The sequence below is a fragment of the Hanstruepera sp. CR43 genome, from assembly GCF_055227665.1.
In genome coordinates this window covers 1,593,969-1,619,014 of the sequence record NZ_CP200078.1, presented here as the reverse complement: position 1 = coordinate 1,619,014, position 25,046 = coordinate 1,593,969, and the positions used below count along the sequence as shown (strand labels likewise).

Below are 25,046 nucleotides of genomic sequence, written 5' to 3'. Positions count from 1 at the left end.
CCGGAAATTAAAGATATTACAATTCCAATCATAATAACCGTTACAAACATAATGAAGGCCATAAAACCAGACCCACCATAGGCTTCCATTTGTTCCGTAAGTTAGGAAAATTTAGCTTTAATCTTATCAACAATGGTCTGGGCTAATTTTTCATGGCTTTCAACTGTCCATCCTGCCACATGCGGAGTTAATATGACATTTTCTGCCTGAATTAAATATTTGAGAGGTTGCGACGTCTCGACTGCGCTCGACATGACACTTTCAAAAGAAGACTTTTCGTATTCCAAAACATCTAATCCAGCACCTAGAATTTTTCTGGATTTTAAGGCCGAAACTAAATCACTGGTTACAACGCTTTTTCCTCGTGCGGTATTGATAAACCAAAATGGTTTTGAAAATCCATTAATAAATTCCGTATTGACCATATTAGTGGTTAAAGCTGTTTGTGGTGTATGCAAGCTAACTATATCCGCCTGCTTTTGAAGTTCCTGAAGTGTTACTTGTTGGGCGTTTTCATCACTCAAGTTGTCTTGAATATCGTAACATAAAACGGTTACATCGAAACCTCGCAGTTTTTTGGCAAAGGCTTTTCCCATATTACCATATCCAATGATTCCAACAGTTTTTCCATCCAACTCCACACCACGATTTTCCTCACGAAGCCATTTGCCTTGCCGTACTTCTTGATCGGCCTTGTTGAGTTTGTTGAATAATGACAGTAGCATACCGAGTGTGTGTTCTCCTACGGCATTGCGGTTGCCTTCAGGTGCCGAAATTAAATAAACACCTTTGCTTTTTGCGTAATCACAATCGATGTTTTCTAAACCTGCACCAACACGACCTATGAATTTAAGGTTTTTAGCTGCATCCAAAAAGGGTTTGTCAATGGTGAATCGACTGCGAATGACAATGCCATCGTAGTTGTGAATTATTGATTCTATTTCAGGTTTTGTGGATGTGTAATCTTCATCATTTTGAAAACCTAAATTATTAAGTTGTTCAATTAAAAGCGGGTGATTGGTATCAAGATGAAGAATTTTCATGGTTAGAATCCAATTATCAGACCAGCCAAAACAAAGAACAAGTAAATACCTAAAATGTCATTACTTGTTGTAATAAACGGACCTGTCGCTATGGCTGGATCAATTCCATGCTTATCCAGAATAATAGGTACAAAGGTTCCTATTAAAGCTGCTACAACAATTACTGACATCATAGAAACAGCAATAGCAATACTTTCTACAGTATCTTGACCAATAATACACCCAAATAGTATAACCAAAAGGGCTAAAGCCAGTCCATTAATGAGACTCAAACCAATTTCCTTTAACAAACGATTCAGCAAACTCCCTTTGACATTATCATTAGCCAAACCTTGAACAATAATGGCACTGGATTGTACACCAACATTTCCGGCCATGGCCGCAATAAGAGGGGTGTAGAAAAACAGTGATGGTACAGTGGACATAATATGTTCAAATCCTTTCATAATGAATACACTGCCCAATCCGCCAAAAAGACCTAAAACAAGCCAAGGCAATCGTGCTTTGGTTAATTCAAGAATACTATCATCGGCTTCAACATCTTGTGAAATACCAGCCGCTAACTGGTAGTCTTTATCTGCCTCTTCTCTAATAACATCGACAATGTCATCAATGGTAATACGACCTAAAAGCGTTTGGTTGTCATCAACCACAGGAATAGCTTCCAAATCATATTTCTGCATAATTTTGGCAACATCTTCAACGTCATCTTTTACATGAACCCAATCAACGTTAGAGTTTGATATTTCTGCTATTTTTTGATCACTTTTAGCTGTAATCAAATCTTTAAGTGAGAGTCTGCCTATAAGTTTGTCTTCTTTGTCAACCACATATATGGAATGAACACGTGTGACGTCTTTTGCCTGACCTCTTATTCTTCGCATACAACCAGCAACGGTCCAGGTTTCATAAACTTTTACCAGCTCTTTTGCCATAAGACCACCAGCTGTATCTTCATCATAGGCCAACAGCTCTTTAATCTCTGCTTTGTGTTCGGCATCTTCAATATTCGAGATGACTTCCTCTTGACGTTCTTCAGGAAGTTCGGAAATCATGTCGGCAGCATCATCGGTATCGAGCTCCTCAATTTCTTCAGCAATTTCTTTGGCTGATAGATTTCTTAAGACCTTTTCCCTGATATCCTCATCCAACTCCATTAAAACATCCGAAGTGGTTTCAGAATCTAAAAGCTTGATCACATAGACCGCTTCATCCTGATTGAGTTCATCAAGAATTTCAGCTATATCGGCATAGTGATACTCCTTAAAAAGGGATTTTAGTTCCTTATCATCTTGTTCTTCGATGAGAATTTCAACCTTTTCAATGAGTTCGTCAGTCAATTGAAATTGTATGTTTTCGTTTTCTTCTACCAAGGAATTCAATCGTTTTCAATAAGCGAAGTCAGCTCAATAAACTCTGAAACGCTTAATTGTTCTGGTCTTTTGTCAAATATAACATTTGCTTTTAAATTATCTGACATATTGAATATTTTTAAACTGTTACGAAGCGTTTTACGACGTTGTTGAAAACTAGTTTTTACAACCTTGAAAAATAAGGTTTCATCACATGGGAGCGCGAAATTTTCTTTTCGTTTTAACAGTAATACGCCAGAATCAACTTTTGGAGGTGGATTGAAAACGGATGGAGGAACAGTAAACAAATAAGTGGCATCGTAAAAGGCTTGGGTTAAAACCGAGAGGATACCATATACTTTGCTACCCTCTTTGGAGCAAATTCTTTGGGCAACTTCTTTTTGGAACATACCTGAAAACTCTGGAATTTGACCACGCATTTCCAATAATTTAAAAACAATTTGTGATGAAATATTATAGGGGAAATTACCTGTTATGGCAAAGGGTTCGTCATTAAAAACTTGTGTTAAATCATATTTTAAGAAGTCTTGTTCAATAATTCGACTGGCAAGGTTTAAATAGTTCGCTTTAAGATATTCAACAGATTCGGTATCTATTTCTATAACATGTGTTGTAACGTCCTTTTCAAGCAAATATTTGGTTAAAACACCCATTCCGGGACCTATTTCCAATACATGGTTATAGCCTTTAAAAGATAATGCATTGGCAATCTTTTGAGCAATATTTTCATCTTTTAAAAAATGCTGTCCGAGATGTTTTTTTGCTTTTACTGACATTATTCAAAGTTTACCGTAAATTCATCAATGATTTCCAATTCAGTTCTGAAAGCCAACATTTTATCTGCAAATCGCTTCAAACCATCATTACGTAAAGCTTCAGCATCATATTCGTAATAATCATCTAAAGACTCTCTGGAGAAAGCTCTATATTGAGTAGAGTAGGTAACACCACCTTTTTCTTCTTCAACCAAAACACGGGTCAATTTGGCTTCCTTAAATTTTCCAGTAGCCAATACCTGAGGAATGTGTTCTGACTTCATCCAGTGTAGCCATTCATCATGAACACTTTCGTCAATGTTTACTGTTACGTTATATATTATCATAATATTGTAAATAATAGATTCCTGCCTTCGCAGGAATGACAAATTAGCTTAAATCTTTTGCAAATAACAGGAGTTCCTCATCATCTTCAAAAGGTTTTATCCTTTTTTCAAATTCAAGGCCAAGTTTTTCCAAAAGTTTGATCGAGTTTTTATTATGCTCTAAAGTAATACCTAATACTTTTTTTAAATTAAATTCTGATTTGGCCAATTCTAAAATAGCAATTGATGACTCATAACCAAATCCTTTTGATTCAAATTCAGGGAGTAAAGCAAAACCTATATCTGGAAAATCTAAACGCGGTCTTGTAACTAAACCAGCAGTGCCAATTGCAACACCATTGTCTTTGAGGGCAAGTTTATAAAAGCCAAAACCCTGTTTGGTATAAGCTGGAATTATTTTGTCAAGTAGATATTTTTTGGCATCCTCAATTGTGTTAACGTTTCTATCACCTATATATGTAATCCATTTAGGTGTGTTGAGAAGTTGATGAAAAAAAGGAGCATCCTCAACTTTAAATTCTGAAATAATGAGCCGTTTTGTTTTGGCAATAATCATGATAATTTAATTGATGGCATCACCACGTAACATTCTATACTTTTTACGAGCCTCTACATAATAAATACTGTCCTCATAGTTGAAGATTATTTGCTCGTAATATTCTTTAGCTTTTTCAGGTTGTTGCAGTTGCTTTTCATAGAGTTCAGCTAAAGCAAAATAAGCATCATCAGCCAATAAATCGTCTTTATAATTTGTGATGATGTTTAGATAATTGCTTTCAGCTTTAGTGAATTCATTTTTTGATTCCAGCAATTTACCTTGTTTATACAAAGCCTGATCTTCTATGGTAGTGCCTTTGTGCTCAATTAATACTTGATCTAAAACCTGAATAGCTTCGTCTGTTTTGTTTTGAAAGGCTAACAAATCGGCTTTAGCATAAAGTTTTAATGCAGTTTGGGTTGAATCTTCAAACTTATTATCGGTTATGAGTAGCATGAGGTCCAACGCATCGTTGGCAATTAGTTGAGACGTTGATGACTTTAAAATTTTTAATTGCGATTCGGCCCATTTAAAATCACCTTTAAAATAACTGGTTCTGGCTACTTTATATCTGGCTTCTTGTGATAAGGTACTGTTTTTTAAATTGCGTTGAATTTGGGAATAGTAAATCAGTGCTTCGTTGAATTTTTCTTCAAATACAAGTATATCGGCTAATTCCAACTTTACCTTTCCTTCTTCCAACGCAGATAGAGGTAAATCTAAAGACGATTTTAAGAATGTACTGGCTTTTTGAGGTTCATGCACATAAAATGCTAAAAAATGAGCATATGAAATTTGTAAATTTAATGTGCCCAATGATCTGCCATAGGTATCAAATAGTGCAAGGTATTTTTTTTCAAGACTATTGTAATCAGTATTTGTTTTGGCTTCAATTTGAAGCAAATTATCATGTGCGGCAATTTGCGTTTCGGGGTCTTGAGCGGTTTCTGTGATATATACGAAGATTTCTTGGGCTATTTCATATTGCTCGTCATTTACAGCTATAAAGGCTAATTCTTCAACTCTATTAAGACTTTCAGGCTTTCTATTGAAAATAGCTTTTTCTTGAGCAAACGCTTTTTTGTAATCTTTTTGCTGAATAAATAACCAGCTTAACAGCTCATTCCACATTAAATCTGGATTTTGCTGGATTTTTTTAAGCAATATTTTCTTGAGGATTTGGTTGCTTTCATTCTCGCTGTCTTCAGATATAAATTCATTAAAGGCGCGCTTTATCGAATTGATGTATGTATCATTAAACTCAATGAAATTCAGGTAGCTTTCAAACATTTTCTCCACATTGCCCTGTTCACCATAAATTTTGGCCAATTGTGAATTGAAGTTTAGGTCGGCTTTGAGCGACATAGCTTTTTGATAGGTGGCAACTGCACGTTCTAATAGCGATCGGTCTTCAAAATATTTGCCAATTGAGAAAGCATAATTGGGGTTATCGTCAACAAAAGCAATAGCTTTATCATAATTAATATTGGCTTGCTCCATGTCATTTTTTAATTCATAGTTATAGCCAAGCTCAACGTATAAGGCAGGATAGGTAATTCTGGAGATCTGGTTTTTTAATAACGCCTCTGCCTCATCCAATTGCTCCAATTGTTGGTGCGATTTAATCAAAGCAACAAAGTAATTGTTGTTGTTGGGTGTCTTTTTATATAAGGCTTGATATGAGGCTAACGCTTTTTCAAACTCACCGTTATTGAAATACTCCTTTGCCAGCAGGTCTTCCTGGGAATACAGACTGGTTGATATTAAAAAAAAGAATAGGAATAGGGCTTTCATACGCTTACTTTATGTAAATATAACAAAAGTGACAGCTAGTTGTTGTGAATGTTTTTATAAAAAAAAAATGCCTGAATATTATTCAGGCATTTACCAACCAGATAAAATGTGCTATTAATCATTGTTAATTTTTAACATGATTCAATTACTTGATTGGGGCAATCTTTATGTTATTATTATTATTTGGAAGCTATCGAAGCTATAGGATTTATGGTTGTCTTTTCAGAAAAATCAAAATCTGAAAATAAAACTTTACTCGCTATAAAGGCTAGCGCCAATAGAAGAAAAATTCGTTTTAGATTTTTCATAATTAAGTAGGTTTTTAGTTTTGGGACTACTAACATCTAAATTATTTTCTAATAAACAAAGAAAATCAAGAAAAAATCGTCAAACAACACGATTTTTTTGCATTTCAACGATTAATAAACCGAAAATCACATAAAAAAGAAAGAAAAAGACTACAATTATTCAATCGTAGAAAATCCTGTATAAGGAATTAAAACTTCAGGAATTTGAATGCCTTTCTCTGTTTGATAGTTTTCTAAAATACCAGCAAGGACTCTTGGTAAAGCCAAAGAACTGCCATTAAGGGTATGTGCCAATTCTTTTTTGCCTTCAGAATTTTTAAAACGCAACTTCAATCTATTGGCTTGAAAGGTTTCAAAATTAGAAACCGAAGAGATTTCCAACCAACGATCTTGAGCGGTTGAAAACACTTCGAAATCATAAGTTAATGCCGAAGTAAAACCTAAATCTCCAGCACATAAACGTAAAATACGGTATGGTAAATTAAGTTCATTAAGAATGGTTTTAACATGATTGACCATTTCATCTAAAGCTTCATAAGAACGACTCGGATTTTCGACTCTTAAAATCTCCACCTTATCAAATTGATGTAATCTATTAAGGCCTCGAACATGGGCTCCATAGCTTCCCGCTTCACGTCTAAAACAAGGTGTATATCCAGTAATACCAATTGGCAACTCATTTTCATTGAGAATAACATCTCTAAAAATATTAGTTCCCGGTACTTCGGCTGTTGGAATTAAATATAAATTATCTTCAGTTACATGGTACATTTGCCCTTCTTTGTCGGGTAATTGGCCAGTGCCAAAACCTGAAGCCTCATTGACTAAATGTGGTAATTGATATTCGGTGTATCCAGCTTCTGTATTTTTATCTAAAAAGTACTGTATTAAAGCACGTTGCAATCGGGCTCCTTTTCCTTTGAAAACAGGAAATCCAGCCCCAGTGATTTTGTTACCTAATTCAAAATCAATGATATCATATTTTTTAGCCAATTCCCAATGTGGTAAAGCATTATCATGAAGTTCAGGAATAGTACCTTCTCTAAAAACTTCTTCATTATCTTCCTCTGAATTTCCATTGGGAACAGATTCATGTGGAATATTGGGTATTTTGTATAACAACTCGTTTAGGGCATCTGTTTTTGCTGCTAATTGTTCAGACAAATCTTTAGACGACTCCTTTAAATCGGTGGTTTTGGCTTTTAAAGCATTGGCTTTATCAACTTCACCTTTCTTAAAGAGCATGCCAATTTCTTTTGAAATTGTATTCGATTCGGCCAAGGTATTATCAAGTTGCGTTTGAATCTGTCTTCTGTCTTCATCCAATTCAATCACATTATCAATCATTTGACTTGCATCGATATTTCTTTTTGCCAATCGTTCTATAACGAATTCTTTGTTATCTCTAATAAAAGGTACTTGTAACATGCACTAAAATTTAAGGGACAAATTTAAGGAATTGCCAATTTATTTAATCGAGTTTTGAAAGTAAAATCCATTGACTATGTTTAAATGGGGACCATTTTTCAGCAGCCAAATCTATTTTCTCATCTACTAGTGGTGCCAATGGACGACCGTTGACACTTATTTTGCTGTCAACAAACACTGAAATGTCTTGACCTTTTTTGGCATATTCTTTTTTTAATCGTTGAGAAAATTGCCAAATAAAATCAGGTTTAGTGCCTGCGTGATGTTTTTGTTTTTTAGTTAGATAGTCATCTAAATTTACAATGGTCATCTCTTTTGAGTTCTTATCATAAACATGATAATTGGCATAACCATATTTTGTACGTAGCATCATGCGCCAAGACATTCTATGCCCTTCTTCGGTCCATAGTACATTGTCTTGAATAACATGGTGTCTTAATGGTAATAAAATTTGAATCAAAAAATAAATAGAAAATATTCTGATTATATTGTTTCTATTGTTAGGAATAAGGATTTCATGGCCATCGTAATAGGGTTTTTTCCTTAAAAACAGTTTATTGATAGTCTTGGAGTCAAAAAAGAATAGGGTAAATGCTAACGAGAGATAAGGAAATATACCAACTTGAAAAACGATGGAATTAAACAAATGGAAGAAAATAGATGCTATAAAAGCTAATTTTCGGGTTGGTTTGTAGAGCAACAATGGAATAACCAAACCATCATACAAAATACCACCATAGGCCAAAAAATAATGTACCCAATTTTGTTGGAGCAAATCTCCAATAATATAATAATGTTGCTTGCCTTTCATCAGGATCTCCATAACAGTCAAATCCAACCAATCAGGATATAATTTGGCAATGGAACCGTAAGTATAAACAATAAACATTTGAAGAATGATAACTACTTTGCACCAATTGGGCATCGAAATTCTCTTTTTATCTGGGTTGTTTTTTACATCAATTGAGGCAAATTTATCTGCTGGTAAAATAGCCATAATTCCACTCAAAAGGATTAAAAGGTAATAGTGGTTGTTATATGATGATTTTTGCATCAGGTAGGTGGTCAACCACATTAGAGTAAATAGGATGGTGCTAAATCGGTAACGATATCCAAACATGATAAAGAGACCAAAAACACCCATTATGATATAGTAAATGTACATGCCATATCCTGGCAATGGCTGTAACCATTCGAAACCAATAAAAGTAAACGTGAATTCCGGGTCAATAAGTGTCTTTTTAACCCAACCAGTAAAAATAGCTCCAACAGATTCTAAAAAGCACAAGAGGCCAAAAATAATCCTAAAAACAATCAAAGGACTATTGTCAACTTGCTTAAAAAGAAAATGGTTAATATTCATAGGATTCTAAAAATGCTTGCGCTGTTTGTTGGTCAAGTTTTAGTTGATTTTTTAAGGTCTCCAAAGAATCAAACTTTTTTTCATCCCGCAACCTATGTAAGATGTCAATTTGAATGGTAGCGTTGTAGATGGATTTGTTGAAATCAAAAAAATGCACTTCAATAGACTGGTCATTGGTATTGTCAATGGTTGGATTTGTACCAATATTCATCATACCATATAATCGCTTTTCTTCAAAGAGGCAACTTACAACGTAAACACCTTGTTTTGGAATGAGCTTGTAGTCCTCATCAATATGTAAATTAGCTGTTGGGAATCCCAGTTCTTTACCAAGCCCTCTTCCTTTGACTACAGTTCCTGTAAGCATATAATTATAACCCAAATAGAGATTGGCCGTTTTGATATCTCCTTCTTGTAGGGCATTTCTAATTTTAGTTGAACTCACAGAAACATCATTAATATCTTGTGCCGAAATTTCTTCAACATCAAAATTATAGTATTCACCAAAAGCTGTTAGGTCGTCAATGTTTGCAGATCGGTTTCTGCCAAAATGATGATCGTAACCAATGATTATTTTTTGTGCCTGAAGTTGCTCAACAAGGATATCTTTGACAAAATCTTCCGCTGTTAATCTTGAAAAATCAACAGTAAATTTTTTAATAAAGAGTATATCCAACCCCAAGTTTTCCAAAATGGTTTCTCGTTCTTTCAAGGTATTCAACAATTTAATGTTGGCGTCTTTTTGAATGACCATTCTTGGATGTGGAAAAAAAGTAAGAATAACAGATTTTAAATCATGACTTTTAGCAGTGTTTATAAGCCTTTTTACAATTTTTTGATGACCAATATGCACACCATCAAACGTGCCAATAGTCACAACGGATTTATGTTTTGATTCGCCCTTTGTAAGCGATTGGATAATTTTCAAAATCTAAAATTTGTTTCTACAAAATTAAAAAAGAGGATTGATTAAAGTACCAATCCTCTTTTTATTATTATCAATTATTCTGTTCTTACTTCTTTATAAAAGGTAATGTCACTGAAGAACCTTCTTTAATAATTTTAACAAAATACATGCCTTTGCTTAATTGAGAAGAATTAATGCTTAAGTCTGCATTTGATGAAATTTGTTTAGTAGCAATAGTTTGTCCTAACATATTATAGATGCTATAAGAATCAGGTAAGTTATTATCTTGAATAGAAATGTTTAATACCGTACTAGTTGGGTTAGGGTATAAAACAATACTATTTAAACCAAACTCTTCGACGCTTAAACTAGCTAATACGTTGATTGTATAATCTTCAACCTCCGCATCATGACCATTTGCACAAGGAGCAGGGAAAGCATTCCATTGCGTTGCAACTCTTAAAACAGTATTTCCTAAAGCTGCGTCAACAGGAATAGTAATTGAGACAGGAGAATCATTTGGTTGTCCATTAGCAACATTTGTCGCAACACCTAAACTGTATTCTTCTCCAGGATCATCAAATGAGCAGTTTTGGTTCCAATCAACCCATGCCATAGTACCCGTAGAAAAATTACCATCAGTATTCACATAAACAGTTAAATCATAAGAACTTTCTCTATTTACGTCTGTAGAAAGGTTAGTGAAATCACTATATCCAACATCTAAATCATTTCCTGAACCATCTTGTGGGTTGTTATCTAAATTGCTTATAGTATTGAACTCAACACCTTTAACACTTGTAAAGTAACCGTCTGTATCATCACCAACAGAAGCACAAGGACCTGCGGTATCTAATAATGTAAAACAAACTGTATCGGTATTATTACAAGCTCGAGCATCTCCAGTACTAGACACAGAAACGTTTAAATCATGGTTTCCGGCTGTTGAAGTTATAGCACCTAAATCAAAAGAATCAGATTCGCCAGTTGCTAATGAGCCAGACCAACTATAGTTTTGAGAGGTACCACCGTCTACATCATAAGTAATTGTAGCACTTGTTAAAGTACTTGTTCCCCAATTGGTTATTTTGACTATTGGGTTAACTTCAGTCCCACAAGATATGCTAGTACTTTCAATTTCAACGGAACTATCATTACTAACTGATGGTAGCGGCGTTGCCCCATCTGAAGTGGCTAATCCTGATCTTAAACCAGCTAAAACACCTTGAACACGGGCCTTTTGGCCATTTGTAAAAATGTTCATACAGGTATCATCAGTGTAATCCATATAGTTTTCAATCATATCAACACCGCCACCAGTACAGGAATCAGTTCCTACTGGGCAGCCAAAATTAGGACTGGCCACAGGTGGTGTATCGGCAACTTCATCACCTGGTGCACTACATCCATTTTGGAATGTATGATATAATCCTAAATAGTGACCAACTTCGTGAGTCATAGTACGACCTCTGTCATAAGGAGGACTTAATTGAAAAGTACCGTCATCATAATCAGCACTACCAAAATAGGTATGTCCAGCACTCACACCATCAGTAGCAGCACTACCTCCAGGGAATTGAGCATATCCTAAAATGCCTGCTAAATCACCGACATATTTAGATGACCACATATTCATATATAAATTACGATTCCAAATGGTTTGCGATTTCCAAAACTGCACATCGGCTTGGTTGGTACCATCTTGACAGATATTAACACGATTAATACCGTCTGTCGGGCAACCATCTGGCGTGCGTTGAGCCATAACAAATTCAACTTCTACATCAGCACCATCAGGATGCGTGTTATATCCAGGTGTTCCCATCATACGTCTGAAGTCCTCATTCATTACTGTAACTTGAGAAAGGACTTGAGCGTCAGAAATATTAGCACCAGTTCCAATTGGTTCACCATTGTGTAGTACATGGACAACTAAAGGAATAGTAACAACCACTCTTCTTTGAGGCGAGTTGCCAAGTTCTTGAATTTTAGCATCTAATTGCTGTTTGAATATTTCACTACCCATCATATTTGGGTATTCTTCAAGTAATTCAGCATTGTAAGAGTCCGTTAAACACTTTGTAGACTCTTGAGAAACTTTTTGTTGAGCAACTAAAAAACTAGGTATACAAAAAAGTATAAATAGTACTTTAGTCAAAGTAATTTTTTTCATAATTAAGTTTGTTATTAATTTCAGGATAAATTTAGCCATAAAATTACAAAAAAAAGTCAATGAATCTTAAGCATTAAGTGCATAATTTTAGTTATTTGATGGGCTTTTTGTTAAAAAAGATATTTTATTAATAAAAAAAAGCTTTAAAAGGATGTTTATCCTAGCGATTTTACTAATTTCAACTTTCAAAAATTAACTAAACACCATACTCGAAAATGCAAACAACTACAATTTTGCTTAAGAAATGTAAGAATTATCTTTTTATCGTTTCTTTTTTACTTTTTTGTCATCAAGTAATGTATGCTCAAAAGCCTATGCCTCAAAGATCAATTGAAAAAAGTCTTGAGGATGATGAGACAATAGAAACTGAAATTAAAAGCTCTGGCCGCTATGATTTAAATACGGGTCTACCGGTAGCTCTTTACGGATTAAATTTTGAAGTGCCACAAGGTTCACCCGAGTCAATGGCAATGAATTATTTACAGCAGGAATCCAAAAAATTGGGTATTCCAACAAGTGATCTTTCCAATTTACGACACCATGCTACCAGAACAACTCAAGCGGGTTCTGTAGTCAGGTTTCGACAATATTTTGGAGGTTTTCCGGTGAATGAAAATGAGGTAACGATAACCTTGTCTCCAGAGAATAAGGTAGTCTATGTTATGAATAGTTTCCAAAGTGGTGTTAATCTATCCAGTTTACAGCCGCATGTTTCGGAAAGCCGTGCTTTTGCACTTGCTAATGATTATTTGAATGTACAAAGCAGTATTAGCTTTAGAGACAGTCATTTAATGATTTATAAAAATTCAAAAATTCAAAAATTGGCTCATGAAGTCGTCATTTCTGCAACAGAACCTTTAGGAGAATGGCACGTTTATGTTGACGCGATGACCGGTGAAATTTTCAAAGTTGTAGATCAAAATCATTATTATAATGAACATACGGGTAATCATGATGAAAATTGTGGTGAAAATTGTGAGCATGTTCGAGAAAGCAATTATAGAAGACGTGTTAATGGAACCGGAATGGTATTTAATCCAGATCCGTTAACTTCCAATACAGTTGCTTATGGCGGGCAGTATGTAGATGGAAACGATGCAACCAATGCATCATTGGATGCAGCCCGTTTTACGGTAACGTTAAATGATATTACACAAAGCGGGAGTACCTATTCATTAGTAGGGCCCAGAGCCGAGATTATTGATTTTGATGCGCCTGCAACCGGATTATTTACCCAAAACTCTCCTGATTTCCTTTTTAATAGACAAGACCAGGGTTTTGAGCCTGTAAATACCTATTATCATATTGATTACATGATGAATTATATCAACAATGTACTAGGTTGTGATATTATGCCTTATCAGTACAATGGCGGTGTACGTTACGACCCTCATGGGGCGGGCGGCGCTGATAACTCATACTATCAGCCTGCAGCTGGTCGTTTGTCTTTTGGAGAAGGTTGTGTAGATGACGCTGAAGATTCCGATGTTATTCATCATGAATTGGGGCATGGTCTGCACGATTGGGTAACTAGCGGTGGAAATAGTGGTGCAGAAGGTCTTGGAGAGGGAACTGGAGATTATGTAGCGCAATCTTACAATAGAGGAATCAGTATAGCAAATGGTTACTGGACTTCGGCAGACCCTGCTTGGAATTATGTATTTAATTGGGATGGTCACAATCCATGTTGGCCTGGACGTACCACAGATTATGGTGCATCTTATCCAGGAGGTTTAGTAGGACAAATTCATACGGATGGTCAAATATGGGCAACATGTTTAATGGGAATCTGGGATCAGATAGGACAACAGGAAATGGATAAAATTTTCTGGGAAGGATTGGGGATGACAGCAGGAACAACTGGACAAAACGATGCGGCCAATGCGGTTTATCAAGCGGCAATTAATTTGGGTTATACCAATGAACAATTGGTAATAATACATAGTTCACTAACTGATTGTGGTTACACGTTACCAGCTTTACCTGGACCTCCAATCGCAGCATTTAGTTCAGATGCAACTATAATTTGTTTAGACACGGAAAATACGGTTATGTTTATGGATGAAACAGCTCCGGCAGCAACGTCCTGGACATGGACTTTTGAAGGCGGATCACCAGCTATGTCTGATGCCCAAAACCCTGTTGTAACCTACAGTGCTGATGGTACGTATGATGTAACTTTGCAGGTAACCAATGAATTTGGAACAGATACCATTACCATCACCGATTATATTTCGGTTGTTTCTGGAGATGGCTGTCCAACATGTACGACACTGACTAATGATACACCTGTTGCAATTTCTCCTAATGGAGCTGGGTTAGAGTATACTTCTGTAATTAATATGTCCGAAGGCGGAGAAATTACGGATGTAAATATTATTAACATAACAGGATTACACACTTGGGTAAGCGATTTAACGTTTACATTAATTAGTCCTGCTGGAACCCAGGTGGAATTAGTTGGAGGAATCTGTACAAATTTAGATAACTTTAACTTTGGATTTGATGATGATGCTGCGCCAGGAGCTATACCTTGTCCGCCTACAACTGGAGCTATGTTTATTCCTACAGATGCATTATCAGCATTTAATGGAGAAGATGCTGCTGGTGATTGGACCTTGCATATTGTTGATTCCTTCAATCAAGATGGTGGCCAATTAAGTGAATGGACATTGGAAATTTGTACAGCACCACCATTATCAATTGAAGAGAATAGTTTTGACGAATTTGTGCTTTACCCTAATCCAAATAACGGATCGTTTACCATTAAACTAAATTCATTTTCAAATAATGATATTACTATATCCGTTTTTGATATTAGAGGTCGTTCAGTATATGCCAAGCAATTTGGTAATTCAGGAGATTTCAATGAAGTTATAAATTTAAATAATGCGCAATCGGGTGTGTATTTGGTAAAGGTAAATGATGGTGATAAACAAACCATCAGAAAGATAATTATTGAATAATTCAATGATGAATAAATAAAAAAGGGCGTTTTTAAACGCCCTTTTTTATTTTCCGTTAAAAGTATTCATGGTATTGTTTACACCAGCTGTTCCAAACGACTTAATGAGTTCAAGAGATTTTTCAAGTCTTTCAGGTAAATTTTTGTTTTCCTCTTCATTCCATTCACCTAATACATAATCTACTTGACTACCTTTACTAAAGGTATCGCTTATTCCAAATCGAAATCTATTATATTGGGTGGTTTGTAATTTATCCTGAATATCCTTTAAACCATTGTGGCCACCATCACTACCTTTGGTCTTAAGCCTTATACTGCCAAACGGTAGATTTAAATCATCTGTAATGACCAATAAGTTTTTCATTGGAATTTTCTCCTTTGTTAACCAGTACAAAACAGCTTTACCGCTTAAATTCATATAGGTGCTAGGCTTCAATAGGACAAACGTTCGGCCTTTAAATTTGTATGAGCTAATATCACCCAATTTTTGGGTTTCGAATTTTAAGTCTTCTTTTTCAGCCAGAAAATCTAAAATCTTGAAACCAATATTATGCCTCGTATTGGCATACTTTTCACCAATATTTCCTAATCCAACTATCAAAAACTTTTTCATGGGATCTGAATCTTCTGTATGAGAGATGTTTTTATCTTTTCCAAATAGCTTCCAAATGAAATGACACATTGTTGTAATTTTTGTAAAAATAAAAAAAGCACTCTGAATAATCAGAATGCTTTTTAGTCATTTCATGTGAATGAAATCTATTCTTGAGCTTCAGAAGCTTCAGCCGCTGGCGCTTCTGCACCTTCAGCAGTTGCTTCAGTTCCTTCTGCACCTTCTTCAGTTTCGTCTTCATCATCTTCCATTGCAGCAAGGGCCATAGCAGCTCTTGCGCGTTTGATTTGACAAACAACTGTGTTATCAGTATGCATAATTTTGTAAAGGTCGTTTTCTAAAGCAGTAACGTATAACTTGTTACCAATTTTCATAGGAGTAATATCTACTTCAATGAAATCTGGTAAGTTTTTAGGTAAAGCTTTAACACGTAATCTACGAGAGTTTTTGCGTAAAACACCACCAGCTTTAACACCTTTAGAGTTTCCTACAAAGTGTACAGGAACTTCCATAGTGATTGGTTTTCCTTCGTGTAATTGGTAGAAATCGATGTGTAGAATTCTATCAGTTACTGGGTGGAATTGGATGTCTTGCATGATAGCGTTATAGCTTTCACCATTATCCATAGTAATCACAACTGTATGCGCGTTAGGCGTATATACCAGTTTAGAAAATGCGATTTCATCAGCAGAGAAATGCACTGGTTTGTCACCTCCGTATAACACGCAAGGTACCTGTCCAGCATTACGTAAGGCTTTCGTTGATTTTTTGCCCACGCTTTCTCTTTGAGATCCGTTGATTGTAATTGACTTCATTTTTATTTAAATTAATTATTAAAAATTACATGATAAATTTAGAACTAATTGACTTGTTGTAATGCACGTTTTGCATGACTTCAGCAAATAGTTCTGCACAGCTCAATACACGTATTTTGCTGCTTTCTTGTTTCAAAGGAATAGAATCGGTAACGATTAATTCCTCTAGTTTTGAGTTTTCCAAACGCTCATAGGCGCTACCTGATAAAATAGGATGTGTACAAATGGCACGAACACTCAAAGCACCACGTTCCATCATTAAATCCGCAGCTTTGGTCAATGTACCAGCCGTATCAACCATATCATCTACCAACACCACATTTTTACCTGTTACGTCACCGATTAATTCCATGTGTGAAATAACATTGGCTTTAGCACGTTGCTTATAACAAATCACAACATCGCTTTCCAAGGCTTTTGAATAAGCATAGGCTCTTTTTGAACCACCCATATCAGGTGAAGCAACCGTTAAATTATCGAGATTTAAGCTTTTTAAATAAGGTAAAAAGATGGTTGACGCAAAAAGGTGATCAACGGGTTTTTCAAAGAACCCTTGAATTTGATCAGCATGTAAATCCATGGTGATTATCCTTGTTGCTCCAGCGGTTTCCAGCATTTTAGCAACTAATTTAGCTGCAATTGGCACTCTGGGTTTGTCTTTTCTGTCTTGTCTTGCCCAACCAAAATATGGCATAACCGCCGTAATATGTCTGGCTGAAGCTCGTTTTGCGGCATCAATCATCAATAGCATTTCCATTAAATTTTCAGGACCTGGATGCGTTGAGCCTATAATAAAGACACGCGCGCCACGAATAGATTCTTCGTAGGATGGTTGAAATTCACCATCACTATAAGTTGAGGTGATCACATTACCCATACTAATACCGAAGGCATCAGCTATTTTTTGAGCTAATACCTTGCTTTGTGTACAAGTGAAAATTTTGGCTTGTGTATCTACAACGGTCATTGATAATCTATTGTTTGATAGCTATTTAAATCGGTTTTGCTAAACGAGGTGCAAATTTAGGAATTTATTTCAACTGCAAAAGCATAAAAGCTAGTATTTTTAATTGCTAATACTATTTTATTTTATAATTTTGCAATCTCAATCGCTCAAGTGGCGGAATTGGTAGACGCGCTGGATTCAAAATCCAGTTTCTTCGGAAGTGTGGGTTCGATTCCCACCTTGAGTACAAATGAAATCCGTAATCATTTTATAATTAAAGTATTACGGATTTTTTGTTTTTAAAATTGTACGATTAATGTACGATTAGGAAGTTTTTTCAGTGACTTACACTTTTTTTTGATTAAAAATCTATATCAAAGTAGTGCGACTTTTGTCCTTCTTTCTCCGCAATATTAAACCGTTATAATACTGTAATTTAGTTTTTTGCGATTTTTTTATTTCTATATATCCCCACATAATCCCCACAATTAAATAAAATTTTATCGTTAATAATATTCTTCATCATATTCTATTATCTCTTCAGCAATACCATCTACAAACATTATTTCTTTCAAGACATGACCATGTTTATCTTCTAACCAGTTTCTATTGGTAACCTCTTCCTTGGTTTAATAAACTTCATAAAGGTCTTCAGCAATTCCCTCTTAGTCGATCCATATTTCTGAGTTAGAATAAGTACAGATGCCATTATTAAATTTATCATATTCATAACCAAGTTCTAATGTACGTTTAGTGTAAAAAACTATTTCATTAACAACTTGATTCATTTTTTTCAATCTGCCAAAATCTTCATTTACAGCATTAAACCTAGAAACTCTTTTAGTTTTTACAATCATACTAGTTTATCTATTAATTAAAAATAATGAATTTAAAACTCATTGGCACTTTAGAGATGTCAATGTTTAAAATGGCTTCATATTAAAATATAGTTTTTAATTTGATTCTTTAATATAGATACTAATACGGCTGTATAAATGATAATTATCGAAACAATTTTTATAATTTTATAAATCTTTTTTACAGTGATTTAATTGCTAAATTATAAGTGTTATTGAAAAATATCGTATCTTACCATGTACTAATAAAATCAATCATAATGCGTTACTTTTTGTTTTAATTTTATTGAGTTCAATTTTGTTGACTTGTGAAACAGAGGATGCATCAGATTCTATATCATTAACGAGATATTCATGTAACGGGGAAGGCTCATGTGTTACTGATGAAGGAGGGGGCTATGAGTCCCTTGCCGATTGCGAGAACAGTTGTAATTGTGATTATTCACTATATGGAGGAAGCGAGGAATGTGCAGACCCCGGAAATGTTGCAGTTTCTAGTTCTAGCTGTTGTCCTGTAGAATACCCATATTATTGCCCTGTACTTGGACGTTGTTACAGTAGTTGTGTTGCCGCAGATGAAGCATGTAGTGTTCAAGTTATAAAAGGCAGAACTAGTGGTGGCTCTGGCGGTGGCGGTGATGATTGTAGTTTAGATAATTACATAATGCCTGATGGTTTATTTGCAGATGATCAAGCAAATTTTATTTGTCAATCAGCATATATACATTGGTGCGTTGGTAACGCTGATTTACTTGCTCAAGCCTGTCAAAATTACAATGTTCTTATGGAGGCTACTTGGACAGGAAGTGGGCCTTATCCTCCTTGTTCTTATTGTGATTAGATAACAAGCTTAATAAGTGTATAGCTCATTGCGCCGAGTTCCTTAAATGGAATTCATTGCAATTTGCTATCTTAGTTTTACAACTGAAAAATATACCAAATTTCATGTTACGAGACATACAAAGAACCGTTGGTAAACATATTCAAAAACCATATTGTTATTAATATTATGAAAATATATATATATATATTATTCGTTTCCTTTATTCTACCATTGACTGTAATGGCACAAGACAATATTATCTTAACATCAGGTGAGGAAATAAAAGTAAAAGTAATTGAGATTGGACTTGAAGAAATAAAATATAAAAAGTATAATAATATTAACGGTCCTATTTATGTGCTTGAAAAGAATGAAGTTCATAAGATACAATTTGAAAATGGAAATAGTGAGGTTATATCTGAAATAGAGGATACTTATAATAAAGACATTTTTTTTGATTCCATAACCTTACCTCAAGGTTATTACAGAACATCAAATAAAGATATACGCTATGCAAAAAAAATACCTGGATCATTTCAAAATAAGGAATTAGAGAAAATAATGCAACGTATTAGAGACTCTGTATCTCATCTTGGTTATTCCTACTATGAAGAAAGAAGAGATTGGAATCGCAAAGTTAAGAAGCATAATGGAAGTAAAGGAATTGCATTATATAAATTACAAGGAGGTGAAAAAAAAGAGTACACTTTTTTGAATGCGAAAATCTATTTAGGGTATAATTTATTCTTCTCTGAACGTGGGTTAATTTTAGAGGCATGGATGAGTAGAATTAACACGCCTGGGTATTGGACTTTAAAGGATAGGGAATATATTTATCTTGGTGGACGATATGATTTAAGAAAAGTTCTGAAGGAAGAATTCGGAATAAATCCCAGCCATGACGCAGTAAATGAATTTTATAAAATGTTGATAGATGTATACAGACGACTCTACATGAGCTTTAATAATATGGATAAAGTTGTTACAGAAATAATTGAAAACTGAAGGGAATGAATATATTTTCTTTAGAATTAAATACATCTGCCAACAACGTGTCTTATGAAAAGAACTAGTCCAGTTTCCCAAAGTTAATATTTATTCCTTTTGAAAAATTAGGCCTGTCATCGGAAAACACTACAAACTTTCCTCAATATTGGCTCTCACTTAAAATCGTTGTGTACTTGTCTTCAAAATCAAAATTTGAAAAAATGTTTTATGTATCCAAAAAAAAATAATCAATCTCTTTTCACTTATTGGTCAGGCTATTAAGGCGAGAAAAAGAAAATCTGGCCCTTTTTTTTCTATAATTTCTAAAATTCTATTCAAATCCTTATCAAAGCTGCTCGACTTTTGTCCTGTTGGTTCAGCTTTTAAAAAATATTAATTCCTGATAATAAAGTGATTAGGATTTTTTATTTTTAATCTTTCCATCATCATTCTTTAAGACTAGCATGACATGAAATACAAATGGGTTTATTATCTTTTTTTGCTTTCCTCAACAGCTTCAATTTCCCAAAATAAACTAGATTCTCTTTATAGTGTTTGGGAAGATAGTTCTCAAACAGATTCTAGACGTATAGAATCTTATAACAATTATATAAGAAATGGATATTTGTTTTCTAAACCTGATAGTGCAATGGTGTTGGCTACTCGCCTTTATGAGTTTTCAAACGATAGGCAAAACAATAAAGGACTTGCCATAAGTTTGCATACAATGGGTATTATAAATTATATACAAGGAAAGTATGACAAAGCCATGGAACATTATAAAAAATCATTATTAATTCGTGAAGAACTCAAAGACTTACATGAAATATCAAAATTATTGAACAATATAGCTGGGATTTATCATATAAAGGGAAGTACTACTGAAGCTATTAATTTTTACGAAAGAAGTTTAGAGATAAAAAAAGAGCTTAGTGATAAAAAGGGTATTTCAACTACTCTTTCCAACATTGGTAATATATTGAGGGAGCAAGGAGATAATGTTAATGCTTTAGAATACTATATAAATAGCCTAGAAATCTGTAAAGAGCTTGAAATCAAGGACAACCAAGGCTACATTTTTAACAATATTGGATTGGTGTACTCTGATTTAGGTGATCAAACTAATGCATTAAAATACTTTATCGAAGCCAATGAAATTGCACACGAAATAGAGAATAGTTGGCTGGAATCAACTATTATTGGCAATATAGGTTTATCATATGACAGACTAGGAAAAAGTGGTATGGCCATGAAATACTATTTAGAAGCTTTGGAATTAAGTATAAAGAATAATGATCAAAGAGGAATTACACTTATGCAGAATAGTATTGGAGGAATTTATAAAATGCTAGGGAATTATAATGAGGCTTTAAATTATCTTCTTCAGGCAAAAAGAAATTGTGAAGAAATGGAAGACAATTACCATTGTGCTTTGATTATGAATAATTTAGGCGAGGTTTATTTAAAAAAGGGGAGCTATTTAAAGGCTATTCAATTCTGTAATTTTGTCCAAGTTGAGGCTAACAAGATAAATAGTTTGGAACAAAAGTATATGAGTTGTGAATGTCTCTATAAAGCATATAAAGCAATCAATGACGGTAACAATGCTCTAAAATATCATGAACAAATGTTGTTGCTTAACGATAGTTTGCAAAAAAAAGAAACTGTCAAAGAATTACAGAAAATGGAGTTTAACAAAAAAGTTTTAGCTGATAGTTTAATTCAAGTAGAAAAAGATTTAAAAGTAGAAATGGCACACAAAACTGAAGTTAACAGAAAAAACAAGAACAAAAATATTGCCATTGGTATTGGTATTTTTTTCTTAATACTATCTGGCGGATTTTTCAGTAGGTGGCGGTATGTAAGAAAGTCAAAATCAATTATTGAAAAAGAAAAAAACCGCTCTGAAAATTTGTTACTTAATATTTTGCCATCCGAAATAGCAGAAGAGCTCAAAGAAAAAGGTAGTGCAGATGCTAGGGATTTTGACATGGTCTCTATCCTTTTTACCGATTTCAAAGGTTTTACTCAAACATCAGAAAAATTATCTGCTAAAGCTCTTATTGAAGAAATTAATCACTGTTTCAAGGCTTTTGATTACATCTGTGAAAAATATGGGATTGAAAAGATAAAAACAATTGGCGATTCGTATATGGCAGCAGGCGGATTACCAGTTCCATCTAACAATTCGGTAAAGAATACGGTTTTAGCTGCACTAAAAATGCAGTCTTTTATTTCTAAAAGAATAGAGGAAAAGAATAACAAAAATGAAATATCCTTCAAAATGCGTTTAGGAATTCATACAGGTCCAGTTGTGGCTGGCATTGTTGGTGTAAAAAAGTTTCAATATGATATTTGGGGGGATACAGTCAATACTGCATCTCGTATGGAAAGCAGTGGTGAAATAGGTCGTGTAAATATTTCACAGGATACTTATAATTTACTAAAGGGAGATCCGCAGTTTAAATTTGAATCTCGAGGAAAAATCCAAACAAAAGGTAAAGGTGAACTTGAAATGTACTTTGTAGAAAAAATAGTAATTCATTAAAGTTAGGAGGTAACAATGGATATAATTCAATGCTCGCTACATGCTCAAGCAGATTTTTGCTTGTTAGCCACAAACATATAAAACCTAACTGTAGAAGCCTTAAACGTATGATGTTAACAAATTTTTTAATTATAAGATAATAAATTAAACAGCTAGGTTTTGATATGTAAGTAATCTCTCGAGTGGATTTTTTCAGTGGTTTTAGGTTTAAAGAGCCAAAACCGTCTCAAAAAACATTCTATAATATATAGAATTAAAAAATACAGCATAATGCTCTGTTATCATTTTTTAAGTTAAAATGTCAAAATAGTAGGTGTGATAATATTTTTCACCTATTAGGAATACTATCCTGCCCTCATTGGTAATTTTTAACTCTTCACAGGAAACGACTTGACCTTGGTTTAAATCGCCAACATCCCGAAGAACCAAAAGATTAAATGGTGTATGAAGTTTTATGATTCTATTATGACCATTAACCACGTAAATGATATGAGGTGAGCAATATTTCAAAAGCTCAATTAGTTCTTTATTGCTCATGTTTTTAATAAATTATATTATCAACCTTACAGGACTACATTGAATTGATTCAAAAAATAATTATTCTCTTTGTTTTCAATTGCGCCGCATAAATGGTTCGCGAATTCATAAGCATTGCAGTTCCTGCTTAAAAAATTGTCTATATAATTACTTTTTGCACTATCAGTAATTAGGTTGTACAAATTCCATAGGGTGATATAACCGTTCTGGTCAGAGCGGAAGTTTTCATCATAAACGTAGTTTTTGATTAGGCTATTGATTTGTGAATCTGTAATCTTCAAATCGAACAACTCCAGTTTGTCCGATTTGTTTAGGTGTTGGTATAGCTTCATTTTTCCAACCAAATGAGCGAACTGTTCTTGATTTATGGTAAAATCTAGCATTTGCTTCATGTTTTCAACCTGATCTTCTTGATTAAAATTTATAATCAATTCTTTGGTCTTTGATTTGAGTTCATCAATGCTACTAACCCTCAAATCGTCTTTTAGGCCATCTGTGGCTATGCATAAATTGCAACAAACCATATTTTTATATCCAATGAATATTTTAAACTTTTCAATACTTTTTTTTGAGAATAGGTTTTGATCAGAATAGGAACGTACACCGCCAACCGTCAGATTAAGTTTTTGATTGTTGACATATGTATGTAAATGAGGTATTTCGACCATAAAGGCCAGGCGCTCATAGTAAATGGTTTTTTCATGCTCCAATAGTTCTTTGGCAGGTTTACCAATAGCTGAAGGAATTCGGCCTTTAATAATATGAGAAGTTCTAATATTTGGCATCATAACAGTTGCTTCTGGAAATAGATCCTGGGCAGTACTCCTTACGGCGTCAATGAATTCAAAATGAGGAATGGTGTTCTCATTGTCTTTTGCAAACACGGGAATAATACAATCCTGTTTTAAATGTGAAAGTGTTACCTGTTGGGTGTTTGCCTCAATAAAGCGATTGTTACTTGATATCGTTGAAGATTCAACTTCGTGGTTATTGATTACCTGTTGTGTTGCTGTTGTCAATTCCATTGTTTTGTGATGTATTTGAATTAATAATTTGATCGTTGTCTATAATTTGAGTTGTGCTCTCGATTTCAGTTTTTCTATCAATGATGAATGGTTTGATATGATTTTGTAACGCACTATGTTTTTGGTACAAATGTCTCAAGCCTTCCAATGTTGTAGTTGATTTGATTTCTTGTTTAATTTCTTCCAGTGAAATACCTTGATTGCACCAAGCAATTAATTGTTTACCCGTATCCACGTTTATTATAAATTCAGGTTTTCCCTGGAATAGATTTGTGCGGTCCTTACTGACTTTACATAAATGGTTTTCGTTGATAATTTCAAAGTTGACAGTAAGTTCATATTCAAAACCTTCAGAGGTGATTTCTTTGGTACCATGTTTAATCACCTTTGATTTACCGTTTGAACCTACATCTAAAGAATAATCCGTTTTACGTCTAGTAGTAGTAATGATATGGCATTTGGATTGTAGAATGGCATCAATGAACTTTTGGTGTCTTGGCTTTACTTTTGACCAATCTTGGAAACGCCCACCTAATTGTTCGTGGATTTGAAGACAGCCTCCTTCACCTTGCCATTCATGGGTAATGGAGTCTATAATGATAATTTCCATACCTGCTTTTTCACAAGTTTGAATAGCTTCTATGTAACGCTCTGGACTATATGGAGGTAAAAGGTTTAATACATTGAAATTGCCTAGATCTGAATATAAACTAGCACTACTGTTTTCCGTATCTATTACAGCGATTTTAGACCAATCATTGGTCATTCCATACGCCAATTGTAGAGCTGAATAGGTTTTTCCAAAACCACTCGCTCCTGAAATGCCCAAACGTAATTTTACGTTTTGCCTTTGTGTTTGTTGTAATTGCATGGTGTTTTGTTTTTGTTATTTATATTAATT

Annotated in this window: 21 protein-coding genes and 1 tRNA gene; 5 read left to right on the top strand and 17 right to left on the bottom strand. The window is 34.3% G+C overall.

The window, feature by feature from the left end; all coding sequences use genetic code 11:
- Positions 1 to 101 precede the first annotated feature (101 nt).
- The 11 genes from ACKXGU_RS07380 to ACKXGU_RS07330 all read right to left on the bottom strand — a co-directional run bounded on the left by ACKXGU_RS07380 (position 102) and on the right by ACKXGU_RS07330 (position 12,029).
- Positions 102 to 1,043, bottom strand: a complete 942-nt coding sequence (locus tag ACKXGU_RS07380) for a 2-hydroxyacid dehydrogenase (RefSeq protein ID WP_463464705.1) — start codon at positions 1,041 to 1,043, stop codon at positions 102 to 104.
- Positions 1,044 to 1,045: 2 nt separating this feature from the next.
- On the bottom strand, positions 1,046 to 2,395 hold the full coding sequence (mgtE, locus tag ACKXGU_RS07375; protein WP_463467414.1) for a magnesium transporter: 1,350 nt from the start codon (positions 2,393 to 2,395) through the stop codon (positions 1,046 to 1,048).
- A gap of 26 nt (positions 2,396 to 2,421) precedes the next feature.
- Positions 2,422 to 3,192, bottom strand: coding sequence for a 16S rRNA (adenine(1518)-N(6)/adenine(1519)-N(6))-dimethyltransferase RsmA (gene rsmA / locus ACKXGU_RS07370; RefSeq protein WP_463464704.1), 771 nt, complete (start codon positions 3,190 to 3,192; stop codon positions 2,422 to 2,424).
- Positions 3,192 to 3,518, bottom strand: a complete 327-nt coding sequence (locus ACKXGU_RS07365) for a DUF4286 family protein (RefSeq protein WP_463464703.1) — start codon at positions 3,516 to 3,518, stop codon at positions 3,192 to 3,194. The genes rsmA and ACKXGU_RS07365 overlap by 1 nt, the downstream gene beginning before the upstream one ends.
- A 43-nt stretch (positions 3,519 to 3,561) precedes the next feature.
- Positions 3,562 to 4,074, bottom strand: a complete 513-nt coding sequence (locus ACKXGU_RS07360) for a GNAT family N-acetyltransferase (protein WP_463464702.1) — start codon at positions 4,072 to 4,074, stop codon at positions 3,562 to 3,564.
- A gap of 6 nt (positions 4,075 to 4,080) precedes the next feature.
- The gene (locus ACKXGU_RS07355; protein WP_463464701.1) at positions 4,081 to 5,850 is read right to left on the bottom strand and encodes a tetratricopeptide repeat protein; all 1,770 of its coding nucleotides are present in this window, start codon (positions 5,848 to 5,850) and stop codon (positions 4,081 to 4,083) included.
- Positions 5,851 to 6,029: 179 nt separating this feature from the next.
- Positions 6,030 to 6,158 carry a hypothetical protein gene (locus ACKXGU_RS07350; protein ID WP_463464700.1) on the bottom strand — a complete coding sequence of 43 codons (129 nt, stop codon included), beginning with the start codon at positions 6,156 to 6,158 and terminating at the stop codon, positions 6,030 to 6,032.
- 156 nt (positions 6,159 to 6,314) lie between these two features.
- Positions 6,315 to 7,586, bottom strand: a complete 1,272-nt coding sequence (serS, locus tag ACKXGU_RS07345) for a serine--tRNA ligase (protein ID WP_463464699.1) — start codon at positions 7,584 to 7,586, stop codon at positions 6,315 to 6,317.
- A 43-nt stretch (positions 7,587 to 7,629) separates the two neighbouring features.
- Positions 7,630 to 8,949: an HTTM domain-containing protein gene (locus ACKXGU_RS07340; protein WP_463467392.1), complete on the bottom strand. Its 1,320-nt coding sequence runs from the start codon at positions 8,947 to 8,949 to the stop codon at positions 7,630 to 7,632.
- Complete coding sequence (locus tag ACKXGU_RS07335; protein WP_463467391.1) at positions 8,939 to 9,877, bottom strand: bifunctional riboflavin kinase/FAD synthetase; 939 nt, start codon at positions 9,875 to 9,877, stop codon at positions 8,939 to 8,941. Before ACKXGU_RS07335 ends, ACKXGU_RS07340 begins: the two co-directional genes overlap by 11 nt.
- 85 nt (positions 9,878 to 9,962) lie before the next feature.
- Positions 9,963 to 12,029 (bottom strand): M43 family zinc metalloprotease, encoded by a 2,067-nt coding sequence (locus tag ACKXGU_RS07330; RefSeq protein ID WP_463467390.1) that lies wholly within the window; start codon positions 12,027 to 12,029, stop codon positions 9,963 to 9,965.
- A gap of 314 nt (positions 12,030 to 12,343) precedes the next feature.
- Here ACKXGU_RS07330 and ACKXGU_RS07325 point away from each other — a divergent pair, with 314 nt between their 5' ends.
- Positions 12,344 to 14,995: a T9SS type A sorting domain-containing protein gene (locus ACKXGU_RS07325; RefSeq protein ID WP_463467389.1), complete on the top strand. Its 2,652-nt coding sequence runs from the start codon at positions 12,344 to 12,346 to the stop codon at positions 14,993 to 14,995.
- A 45-nt stretch (positions 14,996 to 15,040) separates the two neighbouring features.
- Here the strand turns inward: ACKXGU_RS07325 and pth are convergent, their stop codons facing one another.
- From pth to ACKXGU_RS07310, 3 genes are all read right to left on the bottom strand, one after another.
- Entirely contained in the window at positions 15,041 to 15,676 is a 636-nt protein-coding gene (gene pth, locus ACKXGU_RS07320; RefSeq protein ID WP_463467388.1) for an aminoacyl-tRNA hydrolase, read from the bottom strand.
- Between the two features lie 77 nt (positions 15,677 to 15,753).
- The gene (locus ACKXGU_RS07315) at positions 15,754 to 16,422 is read right to left on the bottom strand and encodes a 50S ribosomal protein L25/general stress protein Ctc (protein ID WP_463467387.1); all 669 of its coding nucleotides are present in this window, start codon (positions 16,420 to 16,422) and stop codon (positions 15,754 to 15,756) included.
- A 25-nt stretch (positions 16,423 to 16,447) separates the two neighbouring features.
- Positions 16,448 to 17,389: a ribose-phosphate pyrophosphokinase gene (locus ACKXGU_RS07310; protein ID WP_463467386.1), complete on the bottom strand. Its 942-nt coding sequence runs from the start codon at positions 17,387 to 17,389 to the stop codon at positions 16,448 to 16,450.
- 144 nt (positions 17,390 to 17,533) lie between these two features.
- On the opposite strand from ACKXGU_RS07310, the gene ACKXGU_RS07305 reads away from it, so the two are divergent.
- From ACKXGU_RS07305 to ACKXGU_RS07290, 4 genes are all read left to right on the top strand, one after another.
- Positions 17,534 to 17,615, top strand: a tRNA-Leu gene (locus ACKXGU_RS07305).
- Between the two features lie 896 nt (positions 17,616 to 18,511).
- Positions 18,512 to 19,066: a hypothetical protein gene (locus tag ACKXGU_RS07300; RefSeq protein WP_463467385.1), complete on the top strand. Its 555-nt coding sequence runs from the start codon at positions 18,512 to 18,514 to the stop codon at positions 19,064 to 19,066.
- Positions 19,067 to 19,288: 222 nt separating this feature from the next.
- Entirely contained in the window at positions 19,289 to 20,053 is a 765-nt protein-coding gene (locus ACKXGU_RS07295) for a hypothetical protein (protein ID WP_463467384.1), read from the top strand.
- Positions 20,054 to 20,504: 451 nt separating this feature from the next.
- Complete coding sequence (locus tag ACKXGU_RS07290) at positions 20,505 to 22,583, top strand: adenylate/guanylate cyclase domain-containing protein (RefSeq protein ID WP_463467383.1); 2,079 nt, start codon at positions 20,505 to 20,507, stop codon at positions 22,581 to 22,583.
- A gap of 288 nt (positions 22,584 to 22,871) precedes the next feature.
- Here ACKXGU_RS07290 and ACKXGU_RS07285 read toward each other — a convergent pair whose 3' ends face one another.
- Genes ACKXGU_RS07285 through ACKXGU_RS07275 form a run of 3 tightly spaced genes read right to left on the bottom strand, consistent with a single transcriptional unit; the run spans position 22,872 to position 25,016 of the window.
- The gene (locus ACKXGU_RS07285; protein ID WP_463467382.1) at positions 22,872 to 23,120 is read right to left on the bottom strand and encodes a hypothetical protein; all 249 of its coding nucleotides are present in this window, start codon (positions 23,118 to 23,120) and stop codon (positions 22,872 to 22,874) included.
- Positions 23,121 to 23,146: 26 nt separating this feature from the next.
- Positions 23,147 to 24,145, bottom strand: coding sequence for a DUF3871 family protein (locus ACKXGU_RS07280; protein ID WP_463467381.1), 999 nt, complete (start codon positions 24,143 to 24,145; stop codon positions 23,147 to 23,149).
- Positions 24,108 to 25,016, bottom strand: a complete 909-nt coding sequence (locus ACKXGU_RS07275; protein ID WP_463467380.1) for an AAA family ATPase — start codon at positions 25,014 to 25,016, stop codon at positions 24,108 to 24,110. Before ACKXGU_RS07275 ends, ACKXGU_RS07280 begins: the two co-directional genes overlap by 38 nt.
- Positions 25,017 to 25,046: the final 30 nt, after the last annotated feature.

Coding starts and splice junctions, on each gene's coding strand:
- ACKXGU_RS07365 (WP_463464703.1), bottom strand. CDS start 3,518: ATGATAATATATAACGTAACAGTAAACATTGACGAAAGTGTTCATGAT.
- serS (WP_463464699.1), bottom strand. CDS start 7,586: ATGTTACAAGTACCTTTTATTAGAGATAACAAAGAATTCGTTATAGAA.
- ACKXGU_RS07285 (WP_463467382.1), bottom strand. CDS start 23,120: ATGAGCAATAAAGAACTAATTGAGCTTTTGAAATATTGCTCACCTCAT.
- ACKXGU_RS07275 (WP_463467380.1), bottom strand. CDS start 25,016: ATGCAATTACAACAAACACAAAGGCAAAACGTAAAATTACGTTTGGGC.
- ACKXGU_RS07360 (WP_463464702.1), bottom strand. CDS start 4,074: ATGATTATTGCCAAAACAAAACGGCTCATTATTTCAGAATTTAAAGTT.
- ACKXGU_RS07355 (WP_463464701.1), bottom strand. CDS start 5,850: ATGAAAGCCCTATTCCTATTCTTTTTTTTAATATCAACCAGTCTGTAT.
- ACKXGU_RS07310 (WP_463467386.1), bottom strand. CDS start 17,389: ATGACCGTTGTAGATACACAAGCCAAAATTTTCACTTGTACACAAAGC.
- ACKXGU_RS07280 (WP_463467381.1), bottom strand. CDS start 24,145: ATGGAATTGACAACAGCAACACAACAGGTAATCAATAACCACGAAGTT.
- rsmA (WP_463464704.1), bottom strand. CDS start 3,192: ATGTCAGTAAAAGCAAAAAAACATCTCGGACAGCATTTTTTAAAAGAT.
- ACKXGU_RS07350 (WP_463464700.1), bottom strand. CDS start 6,158: ATGAAAAATCTAAAACGAATTTTTCTTCTATTGGCGCTAGCCTTTATA.
- ACKXGU_RS07380 (WP_463464705.1), bottom strand. CDS start 1,043: ATGAAAATTCTTCATCTTGATACCAATCACCCGCTTTTAATTGAACAA.
- ACKXGU_RS07315 (WP_463467387.1), bottom strand. CDS start 16,422: ATGAAGTCAATTACAATCAACGGATCTCAAAGAGAAAGCGTGGGCAAA.
- ACKXGU_RS07330 (WP_463467390.1), bottom strand. CDS start 12,029: ATGAAAAAAATTACTTTGACTAAAGTACTATTTATACTTTTTTGTATA.
- ACKXGU_RS07295 (WP_463467384.1), top strand. CDS start 19,289: ATGGCACAAGACAATATTATCTTAACATCAGGTGAGGAAATAAAAGTA.
- ACKXGU_RS07325 (WP_463467389.1), top strand. CDS start 12,344: ATGCCTCAAAGATCAATTGAAAAAAGTCTTGAGGATGATGAGACAATA.
- pth (WP_463467388.1), bottom strand. CDS start 15,676: ATGTGTCATTTCATTTGGAAGCTATTTGGAAAAGATAAAAACATCTCT.
- ACKXGU_RS07340 (WP_463467392.1), bottom strand. CDS start 8,949: ATGAATATTAACCATTTTCTTTTTAAGCAAGTTGACAATAGTCCTTTG.
- ACKXGU_RS07290 (WP_463467383.1), top strand. CDS start 20,505: ATGAAATACAAATGGGTTTATTATCTTTTTTTGCTTTCCTCAACAGCT.